The sequence below is a fragment of the Burkholderia sp. AU31624 genome, assembly GCF_020420065.1.
GTDB lineage: Bacteria > Pseudomonadota > Gammaproteobacteria > Burkholderiales > Burkholderiaceae > Burkholderia.
Genome location: NZ_JAIZRT010000002.1, coordinates 316,947 through 334,426, shown reverse-complemented (window position 1 = coordinate 334,426; position 17,480 = coordinate 316,947). Strand labels below are relative to the sequence as shown.

Genomic DNA, 17,480 nt, shown 5'->3' with positions numbered 1-17,480 from the left:
GACGCGGCTCGCCGCCGCGCCGCCGCATGTTGCCCGTCAGATCTTCGCCGTCAGCGTGATCCCGACCGTGCGCGGATCGCCATACAGCACCGGATACGCGCCATACGACGGCAGCAGCTCGAGCTTCTTGTAAACCTTGTTGGTCAGGTTCGTCACGTAGCCCGTCACGATGTACTTCTGGTTCGGCGTCGTGTAGGACACGTGCGCGTTCAGCACCGTGTAGCCGCCCTGCCAGAGTTGCGGCATCGTCTGCCGCGTCGCGCTGAAGTACTCGCGGCTGCGGTAATTCACGTCGCCGCCGGCCGTCAGCGTGCCGAACGACACCGGCACGCGATAGTCGAAGCCCGCGTTGATCGTCGTATGCGGCGAGCGCGCGAACGAATTGCCGACGGCGGTCGGCACGTAGCGGAATTCCGTGTAGCGCGTGTTCAGCATCCCGAGGTTCGCGAACAGGTAGAGGCTGTTGACCGGCTGCGCCTTCAGCTCCAGCTCGAAGCCGTCCGCACGCCCCTGCCCCGCATTCGACAGCGTCGACACCGGCGGGCCGCCGAACGGGTTCGGCGCCAGCGCGAACACCTGGATGTCGCGATAGTCGTAGTGGAACACGCTCGCGTTGACGATCAGCCGCTTGTCGAACCACTCGCTCTTGATGCCGACTTCGTAGTCGGTCAGGTACTCCGGCGACACGGTCGACACCGTGCTCTGCGTGTACGCGTTGCCGTTGTAGCCGCCCGAGCGGAAGCCGCGCGCATAGCGGAAATACGCACGCACGTTGCTGCTGAGCGCATATTCGGGCGTGAGGTCCCAGGTCGGCGCGCGCCACGTGTTCGTCTGGTTCTGCCGCGCGCTGACCGCCAGCGGCGACGACACCGACGACGGATCCCACCAGCTGCCCGGATTGCTGAACGTCACGTTGCCGGTGCCCTGCAGCCCGGTCAGGTTGATGTTCTTGCGCTCGATCGTGTAACGCAACCCGCCCGTCACGTTGAAGCGGTCGGTGAAGCGGTACTTCACGCTGCCGAATATCGCCGCGCTCTGCGTGTGCTGCGTGAGGTCGGTCAGGTGGTAGAACGCGGGCGACGGCGAGCCCGGCAGGCCGCCGCCGGCACCCTGCTCGGCCAGTTGCTCGGTGAACAGGTGCGTGCCGACGAGCCAGCTGAACCGGTCGTTCTGCGGCGATTCGAGCCGGAATTCCTGCGAGAACTGGCGGCTCGACAAACGATCGTGCGAGCGTGCGGCGTCGAACGCCGAATAGTCCTCGTCGTCCTGGTACCAGCGGTGCAGCCCTTCGAACGCGGTGATCGACGTCAGCGTCACCGCCGGGTTGATGCGCCAGTGCGCGGTGAGCGACGTGCCCCAGGTCGAGATGTGATCGCTCGACGGCGCATTGAGCGACACCGTGTACGGATCGCTCGACCCGACGAAGCCGAACTGGTTCGCGCCGCCCGGCCCCGCGCCCTCCGCGTGCCACGCGTTGCCGCCGCCCGTGTAGTTGCGGCCGTGGATGTTGAACAGGAAGTCGGTGTCCGAGGTCGGCACGGCCAGCACCTGGAAGCGCACCGCATTGTCGTGGAAGCCGCCGAAGCGCCCTTGCTGCACCGTGTTCGTGTAGAAGCTGTCGGCGTTCTCGTGATACACCGACACGCGCGCGGCCAGCACGTCGTTCTTGCCGATCGGCCCGCCGATCGCGGCTTCCGCGAGCCGGCTGTTGTACTGGCCGAGCCCGATCTTGCCGTAGCCGCTCACGTCGAAGGTCGGCTTCTGCGACGTGATGCTGAGCGCGCCGCCGACGGTATTCTTGCCCCACAGCGTGCCCTGCGGGCCGCGCAGCACTTCGATGCGATCGAGGTCGAACAGCGGGAAGCCCTGCCCGAACACGCTGTTGATGTAGACGTCGTCGAAGTACACGCCGATCGGGCTCAGCGACAGGTCCGACGGATCGTTGCTGCCGACGCCGCGCAGGAACCAGCGCGGCCGCTCGCGGCCTTCGGTCGACTGGCCGGTGAAATTCGGCACGTACTTCGTGACGTCGTTCACCACGCGCAGCTCGTTGTTCTTGATCGTGTCCCCGCTCAGCGCGCTCACCGCGACCGGCACGTCCTGGATGCTCTCCTTGCGCCGGCGCGCGGTCACCGTCACCGTGCCGAGGTTCGTTTCGCGTGCGGCCGTGCCGCGGGTCGCACGGGCGGCCTTCGGCGCCGCCGCGGCTGCATCGTCCGCGCCCTGTTGCGCCGGTTTCGCGTCCGGCGCCGCCGTCACCGCGCCGTCTTCCGCCCATGCGGGCAGCGATACGGCTGCGCCCGTCAGCAGTCCCCCCAGCGCGGTGACGATTAGTTTTTTCCTGAACATCGATGAGTCATCCTGTTTGATCGGTTGAACGCACGTGCGTGCGCGACGCACGGGTGATCTATTGCAATTCGGATGCCAGCATCGAGAGGCCCGTCGCACGGGGCTTCCGGTATGTGCGAGGCGCAGGTGTTGCTGCATGCGCATCTGTGACGGGAAGCAAACTGCTTGTCACGCAACACCTGATGAGGGTCGTCAGGACAGCTTCGCAGTCGCGGAACGCGCTGCCTCGCGCCGCCCCGTCGAAGCATGCAACGCGAGCCCAACCAGCACGACGACCGGCAGCCAGCACAGGAACACGCCCTGCAACCCGACAACAGGCACGAGCGCGCTGCCGGCCAGCGGGCCGCAGAACGCGCCCGTCATCGATGCGAGGTTGTAGAGGCTCGACACCTGGCTCTTGTCGGCCGGGTGACGGCCGAGGCGCTGCATGTTGACGAGATGCAGCAGCGACGACCCGGCGCACAGCGCGGCGAGCCCCGCGCCGACGACCCATGCGTCATGGGCGAGACCCAGCGCGAGCAACCCGGCCACGCCACCGGCAAGACTGAGTGCCTGGCAACGGCGCGCGGTCATCCGTTGCGCGACGTGCCCGAGCCCGAACAGCGCGATCACCGCGACGACGCCCTGCAGCGTCAGCAGCGCGACGGCTTTCGTTTGCGACAGCCCGAGCGACTGGATCGCCAGCACCACCGTATATGCGCCGGCGAGCGAACGGGTCGCGCTGTTCACGGCCTCCAGCACGAGCTGCTCGCGCACGTCGTGACTCCACGCGAGCGCCAGCAACGCGCGCAGGCCGCCGGGTTCAGGCGGCGCACCGCGGGCCGCGGGCTCCGCATCGCCGAGCAGCGTCCGGCTGAACAGCGCCATGCCCGCGAAGCTCGCGGATGCCGCGCAGAACGTCGCGACCGCGCCGTGCGCGCCGATCAGCCCGCTCGCGAGCCACGGCCCGACCATGCCGGTGCCGACCGACATCGCCGCCCGGTACCAGCCGGCGCGGGCGAGGCCGATCTGCGCGAGACGCGCGAGGAACACGCCGTTGATCGACACGATCCGGAACGGGATGCACAGACCGATCAGCACTTGCGTGAGCGCGATCAGCGGCCATGCGCCGGTGAACGGCACGACGAGATTGAGCAGCATCGGCCCCATGCTCGCGACGAAGTACACGCGCCGCGCGCCGTAGCGCGCGACGAGCAACCCGGCCGGCAGCGTCATCAGCGCGATGCCGAGCGGCTCCATCGCCGCGATGATGCCGAGCCGTGCGCTGTCGACGCCGAGCGCGAGCGCGTACAGCGTCGTCGCGAGCTGCGCCATGCTGATCGTCGTGCCGCTCGCGAGCGCCAGCAGCATGAAGCCGCCGGTGAAACGCTCGCGCCGCCATGCGTCGGCGACGCGTGCCGGCGCGCTCACCGCGCGGCGTCGCGAGACCGCGTCGCGATGCCGTCGAGCGCACGCCGGTCGATCCACGCATGCACGTCGAAGTCGGCCGGCAGGAAGCGCCATTCGACGAGGAAGCGCTTGAAATCGTCGAGCGCGGCGATCGATGCTTCGTCGAGGTCCGTGCGCAGCCGCCGGTGCACGTCCGCGCCGTACGCGAGCCGCAGCCAGTCATGGCCCGATCCCGTCTCGCGGCCGAGATAGCCGAGCACGTCCTGCTCGTGCTCGCGCGCCCAGCCTTCGACATCGGTCACGCGCGCGAGGAAGCGGCTGACGATGTCGGGATGCCGTTCGAGCGTCGACGCATTGACGGTCAGCGGCCGCGGCGACCCGTTGTTGATGCGGATCTGCGGATCGGGATGAAAGCCGATGTCGATCACCGCCTGCGCGCCGATCAGGTGCGCGGTTTCGAGCCCGAGCGAGCCCTTCACGTAGATCGCGTCGACCTCGCCGCGCACGAGCGCGGCCGCTTCGGCCGCATAGAGCCGGCGGCTCGACAGGCTCGCGGGATGGCTGAAGGCCGCGTCGCGCGTCGCCGGGGTCGACACCGGTGCGCGCAGGTTCGACGCGGGCACGTCGACCCATTCGACGTCGGCGGGGCCGAGCCCGTCGAGCGACAGCGCGCTGACGAAGCCGCGCAGCGCCGCCGCGCGGAAGATGTCGATGCGCTCGCCGTCGCGGCGCGGCAGGCCGATGCGGCGCCCGCGCAGGTCCTTCGGCCGTGTCAGCCCGCTTTCCGGCAGCGCGACGATCGCCTGCGCCTCGTCGACCCAGGTCAGCGCGACCACGCGCGTCTCGGCGCCGGCCGCGCGCGCCCACAGCGCGGGAATGCTGCCGCCCTGCCGGAATGCGTTGTCGAGCGAATGATCGACGTGCGCGTGATGCAGCGCCGCGTGCTGGCTCTCCTGCAGCGCGCGCACGGTGATGCCGTCGCCGGCGAATTCGCTGTCGAGCCAGCCGAGATGCGCGGCGATGCCGAGCGGCGTCGGCACCGGACAGCGCGTGTACCAGATCGACTGGACGTTGGAGGAAGCCGTGATGCTCATGGATGCGTTCTTGGAGGAAGTCGTGAACCGCGCGTCAGCCGCGCGGCGCGGTGAGCACCGACAGCCGCGTGATGCCCGCATGCTCGATCGCGGCCATCAGCTTCGCGACCGTGCCGTACGGCACGTGCTCGTCGGCCTGCAGATCGAGCGCGACGTCGGGCCGGCCGGCCTTCAGCGCGGCCAGCTCGGCCGGCACGGCGGCGAGCGCGACCGCCCGCTTGTCGAGATACACGACGCCCTTGTCGTCGACGCTCACGGTGACGTTAGGCTTGCGATCGGCCGGCGCCGTGGCGACGGTGTTCGGCAGGTTCACGTGCACCGCGTTGTTCAGCAGCGGCGCCGTGACGATGAAGGCGACGAGCAGCACGAGCATCACGTCGACGAGCGGCGTGATGTTGATTTCGCTGAGCACGTCGTCGTTGTCGGAGGAAGAGGAGAAAGCCATTATGCGAACGCCTCCTGACGGGTGTCGTCGGCACGGCGTGCCGGCGCGGGCGCGGCGGCGGCGGCCGGCACGCGGAAGCCGGCCTTCTGCGCGAGCGTGACGAAATCGGTGGCGAACGCGTCGAGGTCGGCCGACGCGGCCTTCACGCGGCGCACGAAGAAGTTGTACGCGAGCACGGCCGGCACGGCGACCGCGATGCCGATCCCGGTCGCGACGAGCGCCTCGCCGATCGGCCCGGCCACGACGTCGATGCTCGCCGACGCGCTGTGCGTGATCGCGGTCAGCGCATGGATGATGCCGAATACGGTGCCGAACAGGCCGACGAACGGCGCGGTGCTGCCGATCGACGCGAGCACCGCCAGCCCCGCCTCCTCGCGCCGGCGCGCGTTGTGGATCTGCTGCCGCAGATGCCGTTCGAGCAGGTCGTGGCGGCTCCAGCTGTGTTCGAGATCGTGCGCGCTGCTCTCGTCGGCGCGCCGCAGCGCGTCGAAGCCCGTCGCGGCGAGTTCGCCCACCGGGCTGTTCGCGCCGTCGAGCGCGGCGGCCTCGTGGAAGCTGTTCGCCGCCCAGAACGCGCTGACGTAGCGCCGGTTGCGCACGCTCGCCCGCAGGCTCTGGATCGCCTTCACGACGATCAGCGTCCACGTGACGACGGAAAAGACGACGAGCAGCCAGAGCGCGCCCTGGACGATGAAGGTGGTCGGAATACCGTTCATGATGTGAGTTCCTTTGAAAATGTGGCGGGCTGCCCGGCGGGTCAGCCCAGCTTGAAATCGATCGGCACGTTGACCCAGCCGTCGACCGCCTCGTCGCCGCGCTTCGCGGGCACGAACGTCCAGCGCTTCACGGCGGCCACCGCCGCGGTGTCGAGCATGCGACGGCCGCTGCTCGTGCGGACCTCGACGGAATCGGGTGAACCGTTCGCGAGCACGTGCACGCGCAGCACGACGCGCCCTTCCCAGCCCTGGTCCTGCGCGAACGCCGGATAGTCGGGCGCCGGGTTGCGCAGGTAGGCCGCGTCGCCGATCGGTGCGGTTTCGCGCACCGGTGCGGCAGGCGCGACCGGCGCGGGAGCCGGCGTGGCTGGCGCGGCGACGGCCGGTGCCGCCGTCGCGGGGGCCGCCTCGCGGGTGAATTGCGGCGCGGCAGCGGGCGCAGGCGCCGGATGCGCGACGGCCGCACGCGGCTTCGGCGGGGTCGGCGCCTGCTTCAGCGGCTTCGGGGGCACTGCCGGCGGCGGCGGATGCGCGGCCTGCGGCAACGGTTCGGGCGGCCGCGTCAATTCGACCGTCATCGGCAGCGGCCGCGGCGGCTGCACGGGCGGCGCGGCAGGTGTGCGCGCGGCCAGCAACGCGACACCCGCATGCAGCGCCGTGACGGCGAGCGCAATCGCACCCGTGACGCGCCACGCGCCCGGCTTCGCCTTCGGCGCATCCGGCCGTGCCGACGGCGAAGCGGACGGCGGCCGCGCGACCGCCGCCGCCCCGCTCGCACCCGCACCTGCACGCGGCACGGCGCGCGCCGCATGCCGGCGCGCCGGCGGCACGCCGTATTCGATCGTCAGACCTGTCATGCTCGACTCCTTGCAATGACGCGCCGCGGCGCGCTACGCGACCCACGCATGGCGTTGCCGGTCGATGCGCGTGAACGGCGCCGGGTCGATCCACGCGCGTGCATCGAAATCCTGTTCGAGAAAGCCCCACTCGACGAGGAAGTCCTTGAACGCGACCAGCCCGTCGATCGATGTCTGCGCGAGCCCCGTCTCCAGATGGCGGTGCACGTCCGCGCCATACGCATAGCGCACCCACTCGTCGGATGCCCGCGTCTCGCGGCCGATATACGCAACCGTCTCCGCCGGATGGCGCGCGGCCCAGTCGCCCGCCCCCACCACCACCGACAGGAAGCGGCTCACGAGATCGGGGCGCGCGTCGATCAGTGCGCGGTCGACGGTCAGCGTGCGCGGCGTGCCGTTGCCGATCCGCACGAGCGGATCGGGGTGCGCGCCGAGATCGATGACGACCTGCGCATCGATCAGATGCACGGTCTCGAGCCCTTCGACGCCTTTCACGAACACCGCGTCGACCTCGCCGCGCACGAGCGCCGCGATCTCGATCCCGTACTCGTGCGGGCCGCGCGTGAACGATGCCGGGCCGGTGCGACGTTCACGTTCGTCGGGCAGGTCGACCCATTCGGCGTCGCCGTGCCCGAGCCCTTCGAGTTCGAGCGCGCTCAGGAAGCCTTTCAGCGCGGCCGCCCGCCAGAAGTCGATGCTGATCGGATGGCGCGGCAACCCGAGCCGCCGGCCGCGCAGATCGCGCACCGAGCGAATGCCGCGATCGGGCAGCGTGACGATCGCCTGGAATTCGTTGGTCCACGACAGGCCGATCACGCGCGTATCGGCGCCGCGTGCCCGCGCCCATAGCGCCGGAATGTTGCCGCCCTGCCGGAACGAGTGCGGCAGGCTGTGATCGAAATGCGATTCGCGCTTGCCGGCATCGGCCGTCTCCTGCAGCGAATTCAGCGTGATGCCGTCCGGCCCGAACTCCTCGTCGAACCAGCCGCGGTGCACGGCGATGCCGAGCGCGGTCGGCACCGGGCAGCGCGTGTACCAGAGTGCGTCGCAGGCCGTGGCCTGCGCAGCGAGTGTCGTCATGGTGAATGTCCTTGTCGATGTCGTTGGATGACGCGGGAAGGCCGTCGCGTTCATGCGCCGGCCACGCGCAGCGCCGCCTGCGTGCCGCGCGCGTTCAGCGCGCTGTCGACGAGCGGCAGCACTTCCTCGCCCACGCGGTACGCCTCCTCGAGATGCGGGTTGCTCGCGAGAATGAACGTCGACACACCGATGTCGACGTATTCCGCGAGCCGCTCGGCCACCTGCTCGTGGCTGCCGACGATCACGCAGCCGGGGCCGCCGCGAATCTGCGACATCCCGGCCCACAGGTTCGGGCCGACGATCAGGTCGTCGAAGTGCTGCGTGTTGCCCTGGTGCAGCGCGAACTGGCGTTTCGCGCCGACCGACTCCGACGATTCGCCGCGCCCGCCGAATCCGCCGCGCGTCGCGTCGCCCACCGTCGCGAACATCTGCCGCAACTCGGCCCACGCCTGCTCCTCGGTCTCGCGCGCCAGGATGTCGATGCGCATGCCGAAGCGCAGGTCGCGCTCGGCGTTCTGGCGGTCGAGCGCGCGGCGCGCCGCATCGATCACTTCCTTCTGTTTCGCGAGCGGCTCGCCCCAGCTCAGGTGCACGTCGCCGTGCTTCGCGGCCACCGCGAGCGCGGCGTCGCTCGCGCCGGCCAGGTAGATGCGCGGCGGCTTCTGCCCGCTCAGCGGCGGCAGCAGGCCGCCGGCTTCGACGCGATAGAAGCGGCCGTCGAACGTGAACGGCTCGCCGGCCGCGACGCCCTTCACGACATCGAGGAATTCGTCGGTGCGCGCATAGCGGCTGTCGTGATCGATGAAGTCGCCGTACGCACGCTGGTCGGGGCCGCCGCCGCCCGTGACGACGTTCCACTCGACGCGCCCGCGGCTGATCCGCTGCAGGCTCGCGGCCATCTGCGCCGCATAGACCGGATGCACGAAATGCGGCTGCAGCGCGATCAGGAGCCGCAGCCGGCGCGTCTCGCGCGCCAGCGCGGCCGCCACGACCCACGGTTCCTCGGTAAAGCGAAAGATCGGAATCAGCGCGCCGTGGAAGCCGGCGATATCGGCCGCGCGTGCGACCTGCGACAGATAGTCGATGTAGCCGAAATCGTCGTCGTCGACTTTCGGCGCGACGCGCGATGCGCGCTGGCGGTTCCATTCGCCGCGCGTATGCAGGTCGTGTGCGCGCCGGCCGTCGCCGTGCATCGGCAGGCGCCACAGAAATTCAACAGCCATCGGAGTTCTCCTGGTCGGGCCATTCGGATTGCGTGCGGCATCGGCGTGCCGCGCGAGTGCTGCGCTGTAAAGCACGCGGTGTGCCAACGCGCTCGCCGCTGCGCGAACGTGGTCGCCGGCGATCCCGCGCAGTGCCTTGCATACCGGGCGTCAGCGGCAATCGAATCGCCCCCGCTCGCGGTTACCCATGCCGTCACGACACGCACCTATCGCGCTGCTGCACCGCCCCCACTGCTGCTGCGCGCGCAACAGCGGCCGACGCGACTGTTGCTGGCGCAACAGGCGCTGCATCGGTACGCGCACCGCTCCTCCCGCGCGATGCCCGCGCCGCGTGCGGCCGCGCCGTTTCCGTTCACTGGCCCGGAACTTGCAACGTTGACCGGCCCGCGCGTGCGACACCGACACCGTGCGCGACCGGGCTTCAACCATGCTTACGCAGAGAGGGAATCTCACCCATGACAGACAGGCCCGATTCGTCATCGGACAAGCAGCAGACGTTCTGGTACGCCCGGTCGCCCGTGCCGACCCCGCTCGGCATCGCCGTGCATCTCGGCTGGCTCAACGGCGAGACGTCGGCCGACGGTGTCGCGATCCGCTCGCCGCGCGGCGCCACGCGGCACGACGTGTCGTCGATCAGCGATCACACGCTCGCGCAGTCGTTCCGCCAGGGCGGCAGCATCCCCGCGATGTGGGCGCGCTCGAACGGCGCGAACACGCGCGTGATCGGGCTGTCGTGGGTCGACGAATCGCAGTTGATCCTCGCGCGGCCCGAGTCGGGCATCCGCTCGGTGAAGGCCTTGCGCGGGCGCCGCATCGCGATCCCGAGCCGCCCCGACGACCGCATCGACATCTTCCGCGCGTCGGCGCTGCGCGGCTTCGTCAACGCGTTGAGCCTCGACGGGCTGACCACGCGCGACGTCGAATGCGTCGATGTGCGCGCCCGCACGCTGCAGGCCGTCGGGCCGGCGCGCGCGGCGGACCTGTTCGCGTCGCCGCACGGCTTCTCGAGCCGCGCGCTGTACGCGGCCGAAGCCGGCGCGCTATTGCGCGGCGAGGTCGACGCGATCTACGTCAAAGGCTCGACCGGCCTCGAGATCGCACAGCTGATCGGCGCGCACGTCGTGATCGACATCGGCTTTCATCCCGAGCGCGCGATCCGCAACAACAACGGCACGCCGCGCCCGCTGACCGTCAACGCGGACGTGCTCGCGAATCATCCGGACATCGTCGCCGGCTTCCTGAAGCTCGTGGTCGCGGCCGGCGACTGGGCCGGCACGCATCCCGACGAAACCGCGCTCTACGTGGCCGGCGAAACCGCGTCGTCGATCGACTGGGTCCGCGCCGCGTACGGCAACCAGTTGCACCGGCATCTCGGCGTCAACCTCGACGACGAATCGGTCGCCGCGCTCGACGACTTCAAGACGTTCCTGCACGACCACGGCTTTCTCGAAGCCGACTTCGACGTCGCCGACTGGATCGACCCGCGCCCGCTCGCCGACGTGCTGCGGCCATCGCTGCAGAAGCGCGCGTGAGCCCCTTTTCCGCCTATCGTTCCCGACCATCATGAAACATACGCTCTCCCTCGCCGCGCTGCGCCGCCCGCTGCATGCGCTGTTCGCCGCGCTGCCGTTCGTCGCGGCATCGCTCGCCGCACCGGCCGCGCATGCAGACGACGCGCCCAAGGTCGTGCGGATCGCCGTCGTCGCCTATTCGAGCGGCGGCAAGACGCAATACGCGGGCGCGTCGGCACTGATCGACGCCGACAAGTCGCTCGAGAAGGCGCTCGCCGCGCGGCACGTGAAGCTGCAATGGGTGCCGGTGTCGACCGCGGCGGTCGGCACGCTCGTGAACGAAGCATTCACGAACGGCAGCATCGATTTCGCCGGCTACGGCGACCTGCCGTCGGTCGTCGTCAACGCGTCGGGCACCCATACGCGCCTGATCGTGCCGGGCGGTGTCGGCAGCAACACATATCTCGTCGTGCCGGCCGGCTCGACCGCGAAGTCGATCGTCGACCTGAAGGGCAAGCGCATCGCGCTCAATCGCGGCCGGCCGTGGGAAGTCACGTTCAGCAAGCTGCTCACCGAGAACGGGCTGAAGCTGTCCGACTTCAAGATCTACAACCTCGACCCGCAGGCCGGTGCGGCCGCCGTCGCGGCCGGACGCGTCGACGGCTTCTTCACGCTGTCCGACGCCTACTCGCTCGTCGACAAGCACGTCGGCAAGATCATCTGGTCGACCAAGACCGCGCCCGACGACTGGAAGATGCGCGCGGAACTGTGGGCGTCCGACGATTTCGTGCGGCGCTATCCCGACCTCACGCAGCTCGTCGCGACGGCCTACGTGCGTGCCGCGCACTGGATCTCGCAGCCGCAGAACCGCGACGCGTACGTGAAGATCCTGAGCGCATCCGGCCAGCCGGAAAGCGTCGTGCGCCGCGAATACGCGGATGAGGCGACACCGTGGAAGGACCAATGGGCGCCGCTCTTCACGCCCGCGCTGACCGGCCACTACCGCGACGTCATCGCGTACAGTCGCCAGGCCGGCCTGACGTCCACGCCGGTCGACGTGAACGCGCTGCTCGCGCCGACGTTCGTCGCGACCGCGCTCAAGCAGCTCGGGCTCAACGGCTACTGGCGCGCCGACGCGGCACGCGTCGCGAGCCGCTGATGCCGATGCATGCCCTCGCGTCGAACGGTGCACGCGCGCTGCGCCTGCCCGGAATTGCCCGGCTTGGCGGGCTCGCGCTGTGGTGGGCCACGCCCGTCGCGTTCGTCACACTGTGGTGGCTCGCGAGCGCGCAGCGCTGGTTTCCGCCGCAGCTCGTCGTGCCGCCGGATCGGCTGGCGGCAACGCTGCGCACGCTGCTCGACACCGGCGAACTGCGCGACAACCTGCTGATCACGCTGCATCGCCTCGCGCTCGGCTTCACGATCGGCGCGACCGGCGGTGCCGCGTTCGGCATCCTGCTCGCGCGCAGCCGGCTGTTCGCCGATTACCTGCGGCCGACGTTCGACCTGCTGCGGCAAGTGCCGACGCTCACGCTGATTCCGCTGCTGATCCTGCTGATCGGCGTCGACGAGCCGCTGAAGCTCGTCGTCGTCGGCAAGGCCGTGTTCTTTCCGGTCGCGCTGGCCGCGTACACGGGCGTGCACGACGCGCCGCGCGACCTCGTCGAAATGGCGCGGCACTACGGGCTCGGCCGCTTCGCGCTGCTGCGCGACGTGCTGCTGCCGGCCGCGTTGCCGCCGCTGCTCACCGGCGTGCGAATCGCGCTCGCGCGCGCGTGGCTCGCGCTCGTCGCGGTCGAGCTGCTCAGCGCCGATAGCGGGATCGGCCAGATGATGGAACTGGCGCGGCAGATGCTGCGCCTCGACGTCGTGCTCATCGACGTCGCGGTGATCGGGCTGATCGGCTTCGCGATCGACCGGTCGATCGCACTCGTGCAACGCTACGCATTGCGCTGGCAGACGCCTGCGCGCTGAACGAACAGGTATCCGAATGACCCTCGCCATCCCCGCATTCTCGTTCGCCGCGCTGCGCCGTCGTGCACGCGGCCTCGTCGTGCCGGCCCTGCTGGTCGCCGCCTGGCAATACGCGTCGTCCGGCGACGCGGCCCATCAATACGCGTTCGTACCGTTGCAGCAGGTCGGCGCCGCGCTCGTCGAGCTCGCACGCAGCGGCGAACTCGCGACCGATCTCGGCGCGAGCCTGCGCCGCACGACGGTCGGCCTCGTGGCCGGCGTCGCGTTCGGGCTCGTGTTCGGCGCGGCGATGGCGCGCTCGACGCTCGCGCGCAAGCTCGGCGAGCCGACGTTCCAGGCGCTGCGCTACGTGCCGCTGCTCGGGCTGATTCCGCTGCTGAGTTTATGGGCCGGCACCGGCGAATTCGCGAAGGTGTTCATCATCGCGCTCGCCGCGTTCTACCCGATGACCACCGCCAGCTTCGACGGGCTGCGCCGCGTCGATCCGCGCTATGTCGAACTCGCGCAGTCGTATCGCCTGACGCGCATCGGCCTGTGGCGCGACGTGCTGATTCCGGGCGCGCTGCCCGACCTGTTCGCGGGCGTGTTGCAGGCCGTGCCGTTCGCGTGGATCACCGCGACCAGCAGCGAGCTGCTGTTCAACGCGGGCGCGGGGGTCGGCAGCCTGATGCAGAACGCGCAGGCGGGCGCACGTGCCGACGTGTTGCTGGTCTGCGTGCTGGGGGTGACGGCGCTTGCCGTCGGCATGAGTGCGCTATGCGAGCGGATCGCGCAGCGCGCGCTGCGCTGGCGCGATCACGCCTGACGGCGCAGCCGCGCGTCGGCGTCGCTCGCGTCGCCCGCGTCGCGCGGCTTCAGGATGCCGAGCTGCGCGAGCCGCGCGCGCACGATGTTGCGCGACTGGTCGAGCAGGCGCGACATGCGCAGCTGGTTGTGGTCGCTGTAGTCGAACACGCTGCGGTAAACGGTGTCCTCAATGTGCTGCCACAGCGCCGGCGTGCCGAGATCCAGCAGCTCGATCACCGCGTGGCGCAGCGCATCGGTGGCCTCGGCCACGTCGCGCGCCCGGCGCGGCGGCGCCGCCGCCGTGCTGCGCGGATCACCGGCATCGGGCGCCAGCGACAGCGCGGAAAACTGCAGGTCGCCCACGTCGATCGCGCCGCCCGCGCAGATCAGCACCGCGTGGTGGATCACGTTCTCGAGTTCGCGGATGTTGCCGGGCCACGCATGCGCATGCAGCCGGGCGCGCGCGGCGTCCGTCAGCGTCGGCGCGGCCACGCGCAGCCGCTTCGCGTAGGTGTCGATGAAGTGCTCGATCAGCGGCGCGATGTCGCCGGGCCGCTCGCGCAGCGGCAGCAGGCTCAGCTTCACGACGTTGAGTCGGTAGTACAGATCCTCGCGGAAATTGCCCGCGCGCACCGCGGCTTCGAGATTCACGTTGGTGGCCGCGACGAGCCGCACGTCGATCTTCACGGTCTTGCGCGAGCCGACCGGCGTCACTTCGCGCTCCTGCAGCACGCGCAGCAGCTTCACCTGCGCGGACAGCGGCAGGTCGCCCACCTCGTCGAGAAACAGCGTGCCGCGATTCGCGGATTCGAACCAGCCGGGCTGGCTGTTGATCGCGCCGGTGAACGCGCCGCGCTCGTGGCCGAACAGCTCGCTCTCGATCAGCGTCTCGGAGAATGCGCCGCAGTTGACCGCGACGAACGGGCCGTCGTGGCGCTCGCTCAGCGAATGCACGAGGCGCGCGATCAGCTCCTTGCCGGTGCCGCTCTCGCCGGTGACGAGCACGGTCGCGTCGCTGGGCGCGACGAGCTGGATGCGCTCGAGCAGCACCCGCGATTTGGGATCGTCGAACGTCAGCGCCTTCGCACGAATCGTGATCGCATGCGAAGTCGGGTCCGGCAAGCTGAAGATGGCCATGGCACGACCGGCGTGTTGAACGGGGAAGGTTCGACGATAGCAAGGCGCGCGCCGGCCACGAACCAATTCATCGAGCTATCGGTATGACGGCGGCCGGATTGCGCCGGCCGCGGCACGAGGTCACGCGAGGCCGGTCATCTTCCATTGCTGCTCGAGCGCGCCCGGCCCGAATTCGAGCGAGCCGCCGAGCGGTTCCGCGAGCGCCTGGAAATACGCGGCCTCCTCGAGGATCAGGATGTACTTCGAAACGTCGAGGATCGATGTGCCCCAGAACGTCGCGCCGCCGTTCGCCTCGATGATCGCCGGCACCTCGGCGTCGCGGCGGATCGTGTCGACGATGAAGCGCGGCTCGCCGGGACGGCGATCGACATACACCGGAATCTCGCGGGCCCGCGTGTAGCGCGCGGCCGGCGCGTAGCGGATCGGCAGCGGGCGATGCGCGCTCGCCCACGCACCGAGGTACGGGCCGTGCACGTGGATCACGACGCCGACTTCCGGCACCTCGCGGAACACGTCCGCATAGCGCGGCCCGCTGCCGCCCGCGCGCGCGTCGCCGTGCAGCACGTCGCCGTCGAACGTCACGACGACGGGCTGGATCTCCTGCGACGCGGCCCACGGGCTCGGCGCCGACAGCGCGACGATGAGTTCCGTGCCCGGCACGCGCTGGAACGCCTGGAACGTGTTGGTCGCGGACAGCGTGCGCGTATCCTTCAGCACGCGTTCGGCCTGCGTGAATTCGCGCGTGGCGCGCTCGACGAATGCCACGAGTTCGCCGCTGTCGATGGTGGAGGTGACTGGCATGAGGACGGTTTCCTTGATCGGATGGACGGATGGGCTCGCATCGCGATGTCGTGACACCGCGACGCACGGCCACCGGATCAGCAGCAATCGTGCCAGCCGGGCATGCATGCGGCGCAGGCCCGCGCCACGGTGCGTGTGCGCCTTTTTCACGACGCGCGTCATGCGCCCCCCGCGTGCACCTCTGTTGCGGGAGCAACAGCCTGCCGGCCCGGATTGTTGCGCGACGCGCAGCCGCCGAAAGCGTGCGCGGCTCGCCGTACGGCGCGGCGGCCCGTCGTGTCTCGCGCCTGGCGCCCAACGGCTGCGCTGGTTCGAAACTTGCGTCGTGGTCGGCCCGCGCCGCGCACTGTCCGGCGCGCCCGATCCGATTTCACCGACACCCATCCGACCATGACGCTCCTCCCCCTGCGCGGCTACGCCGCGCGCACGCTGCTGGCTTCGGCGCTCGCCGTCTCGTCTCTCCTGTCGCATGCGGCGTCCCCCGGCCGCGTGCCTGCGCCCGATCCGTTGCAAGGCGACGGCCGCGTGTCCGCGTTCTACACGTGGGACCGCGACATTCCGGCGACGCCCGGCGTGCTGCTGCGCACCGAGCCGCTGCCGGCGACGCTCGGGCTCGCGAGCGCCGGCCACCAACTGCGCATCCTCTATGCATCGACCGACGGCGTCGGCGGCCGCACGCCGATCGCCGTGTCCGGTGCGCTGTTCGTGCCGCGCGGCACGCCGCCGGCCGGCGGCTGGCCGATCGTTGCGTGGGCGCACGGCACGTTCGGGATGGCCGACATCTGCGCACCGTCGTGGTTCGGCCGCTCGTACCGCGACGTGCGCTATCTGAACGCGTGGCTTCAGCACGGGTTCGCAGTCGTCGCGACCGACTACCAGGGGCTCGGCACGCCCGGCCCGAATCCGCAGCTCAACAACCGCTCGAACAGCTACACGCTGCTCGACAGCGTGCGCGCGGTGCTCGGCGGCGTACCGGGCCTCGCGAACGAGGTCGTGCTCGTCGGCCAGTCGCAGGGCGGCTCGGCCGTGTTCGCGGCGGCCGGCTACGCACCCACCTATGCGCCCGAACTCGCGATCCGCGCGACCGTGGCCACCGGCACGATCTACAACGCATCGCCCGCCACGCTCGCGTCGCTGCCGAAGTTCGAGAGCGCGTACCGGCGCGATCCCGAGCGCGTCGATCCGACGCTCGCGTACCAGTTCTATTCGGTGCTCTCCGCGCAGCAGATCGACCCGTCGCTGCGCGCGGACGAGGTGCTGACCGACCAGGCATTGCCGATCCTCGAACAGTCGCGCATCAGTTGCCTTGCATCGCTCGAGGACGACGCGGCGCTCGCGCACCTCACGCACGCGAACACCGTCAAGCCCGGCGGCGATGCACGGCTGAAGGCATGGTGGGACGAATACCTGAAATACCCGACGCTGAAGATCGCCACGCCGGTATTCATCGGTGCGGGTGCCGACGACGGGCTCGCGCCGCTCGAACTCGCGCTCGCGAAGGACGCATGCGCGGCCGGCACGACGGTCGAGGCGCACCTGTATGCGGGCCGCGAACACAACGGCACCGTGAACGCGTCGCTGGCGGATTCGATCCCGTTCGTGAAGCGCGTGCTCGCCGGCGAGACGATCCGCCCGGTCTGCACGCCCGCCGCCCAGCAGGCCGTGTCGCAATAGCTGAGATGACGCGCTTTTGCACGTCGGCGCGAATGCATTTCGGAATCCGTTATTGGATCGCGCCGCCGCGCATTTTTATACTCGTCAGCACTCTCTGTTAAAGAGTGCCAGCCCATTTCAACAGATCAGCACAGGACGAACCAATGAGCCTACGCCCCTTGCACGACCGCGTGATCGTGAAACGACTCGACCAGGAAACCACCACCGCATCGGGCATCGTGATCCCCGATAGCGCCGCGGAAAAGCCCGACCAGGGTGAAGTGATCGCCGTCGGCCCCGGCCGCAAGGATACGGACGGCCAGCGCATCGTGCCCGACCTGCAGGTCGGTGAACGCGTGCTGTTCGGCAAGTACGCGGGGCAAGCCGTCAAGGTGGACGGCAACGAGTTTCTCGTGCTGCGCGAAGAAGACATCGTCGCGGTCGTCAATCAATAACGGAGCGCAA

16 protein-coding genes are annotated in these 17,480 nt (G+C 69.8%); 6 read left to right on the top strand and 10 right to left on the bottom strand.

What is annotated here, in order from left to right:
• Positions 1-36 precede the first annotated feature (36 nt).
• The 8 genes from LGM89_RS06795 to LGM89_RS06760 all read right to left on the bottom strand — a co-directional run bounded on the left by LGM89_RS06795 (position 37) and on the right by LGM89_RS06760 (position 9,153).
• A complete protein-coding gene (locus tag LGM89_RS06795) occupies positions 37-2,349 on the bottom strand; it encodes a TonB-dependent receptor (RefSeq protein WP_089497696.1) in 2,313 nt (770 codons plus the stop codon).
• Between the two features lie 192 nt (positions 2,350-2,541).
• The gene (locus tag LGM89_RS06790; RefSeq protein WP_226205492.1) at positions 2,542-3,759 is read right to left on the bottom strand and encodes an MFS transporter; all 1,218 of its coding nucleotides are present in this window, start codon (positions 3,757-3,759) and stop codon (positions 2,542-2,544) included.
• Positions 3,756-4,832, bottom strand: a complete 1,077-nt coding sequence (locus LGM89_RS06785) for an ABC transporter substrate-binding protein (protein ID WP_226205490.1) — start codon at positions 4,830-4,832, stop codon at positions 3,756-3,758. The genes LGM89_RS06790 and LGM89_RS06785 overlap by 4 nt, the downstream gene beginning before the upstream one ends.
• A gap of 34 nt (positions 4,833-4,866) precedes the next feature.
• Positions 4,867-5,277 (bottom strand): ExbD/TolR family protein, encoded by a 411-nt coding sequence (locus LGM89_RS06780; RefSeq protein WP_009694203.1) that lies wholly within the window; start codon positions 5,275-5,277, stop codon positions 4,867-4,869.
• A complete protein-coding gene (locus LGM89_RS06775) occupies positions 5,277-5,993 on the bottom strand; it encodes a MotA/TolQ/ExbB proton channel family protein (protein WP_226272658.1) in 717 nt (238 codons plus the stop codon). Before LGM89_RS06775 ends, LGM89_RS06780 begins: the two co-directional genes overlap by 1 nt.
• Before the next feature lie 41 nt (positions 5,994-6,034).
• On the bottom strand, positions 6,035-6,850 hold the full coding sequence (locus LGM89_RS06770; protein WP_226272657.1) for an energy transducer TonB: 816 nt from the start codon (positions 6,848-6,850) through the stop codon (positions 6,035-6,037).
• A gap of 33 nt (positions 6,851-6,883) precedes the next feature.
• Positions 6,884-7,930: an ABC transporter substrate-binding protein gene (locus LGM89_RS06765; protein ID WP_039354360.1), complete on the bottom strand. Its 1,047-nt coding sequence runs from the start codon at positions 7,928-7,930 to the stop codon at positions 6,884-6,886.
• Between the two features lie 50 nt (positions 7,931-7,980).
• Positions 7,981-9,153 (bottom strand): LLM class flavin-dependent oxidoreductase, encoded by a 1,173-nt coding sequence (locus LGM89_RS06760; protein WP_226272656.1) that lies wholly within the window; start codon positions 9,151-9,153, stop codon positions 7,981-7,983.
• A 455-nt stretch (positions 9,154-9,608) separates the two neighbouring features.
• Between LGM89_RS06760 and LGM89_RS06755 the strand changes: the two genes are divergently transcribed.
• The 4 genes from LGM89_RS06755 to LGM89_RS06740 are packed head-to-tail and all read left to right on the top strand — an operon-like array spanning position 9,609 to position 13,443.
• Positions 9,609-10,685, top strand: a complete 1,077-nt coding sequence (locus LGM89_RS06755) for an ABC transporter substrate-binding protein (RefSeq protein WP_226205481.1) — start codon at positions 9,609-9,611, stop codon at positions 10,683-10,685.
• Positions 10,686-10,716: 31 nt separating this feature from the next.
• Positions 10,717-11,823, top strand: a complete 1,107-nt coding sequence (locus LGM89_RS06750; RefSeq protein ID WP_226272655.1) for a PhnD/SsuA/transferrin family substrate-binding protein — start codon at positions 10,717-10,719, stop codon at positions 11,821-11,823.
• On the top strand, positions 11,823-12,638 hold the full coding sequence (locus LGM89_RS06745) for an ABC transporter permease (protein ID WP_226272654.1): 816 nt from the start codon (positions 11,823-11,825) through the stop codon (positions 12,636-12,638). The genes LGM89_RS06750 and LGM89_RS06745 overlap by 1 nt, the downstream gene beginning before the upstream one ends.
• A gap of 16 nt (positions 12,639-12,654) precedes the next feature.
• The gene (locus LGM89_RS06740) at positions 12,655-13,443 is read left to right on the top strand and encodes an ABC transporter permease (protein WP_089497705.1); all 789 of its coding nucleotides are present in this window, start codon (positions 12,655-12,657) and stop codon (positions 13,441-13,443) included.
• Here LGM89_RS06740 and LGM89_RS06735 read toward each other — a convergent pair.
• Together LGM89_RS06735 and LGM89_RS06730 are read right to left on the bottom strand one after the other, a co-directional pair.
• On the bottom strand, positions 13,434-14,561 hold the full coding sequence (locus LGM89_RS06735; protein WP_089497706.1) for a sigma-54 interaction domain-containing protein: 1,128 nt from the start codon (positions 14,559-14,561) through the stop codon (positions 13,434-13,436). The genes LGM89_RS06740 and LGM89_RS06735 overlap by 10 nt on opposite strands.
• Positions 14,562-14,681: 120 nt before the next feature.
• Complete coding sequence (locus tag LGM89_RS06730; protein ID WP_226272653.1) at positions 14,682-15,362, bottom strand: class II aldolase/adducin family protein; 681 nt, start codon at positions 15,360-15,362, stop codon at positions 14,682-14,684.
• A gap of 390 nt (positions 15,363-15,752) precedes the next feature.
• Here LGM89_RS06730 and LGM89_RS06725 point away from each other — a divergent pair, with 390 nt between their 5' ends.
• Together LGM89_RS06725 and LGM89_RS06720 are read left to right on the top strand one after the other, a co-directional pair.
• Complete coding sequence (locus LGM89_RS06725; protein ID WP_226272652.1) at positions 15,753-17,036, top strand: alpha/beta fold hydrolase; 1,284 nt, start codon at positions 15,753-15,755, stop codon at positions 17,034-17,036.
• Between the two features lie 143 nt (positions 17,037-17,179).
• Positions 17,180-17,470: a co-chaperone GroES gene (locus LGM89_RS06720; RefSeq protein ID WP_011694564.1), complete on the top strand. Its 291-nt coding sequence runs from the start codon at positions 17,180-17,182 to the stop codon at positions 17,468-17,470.
• Positions 17,471-17,480: the final 10 nt, after the last annotated feature.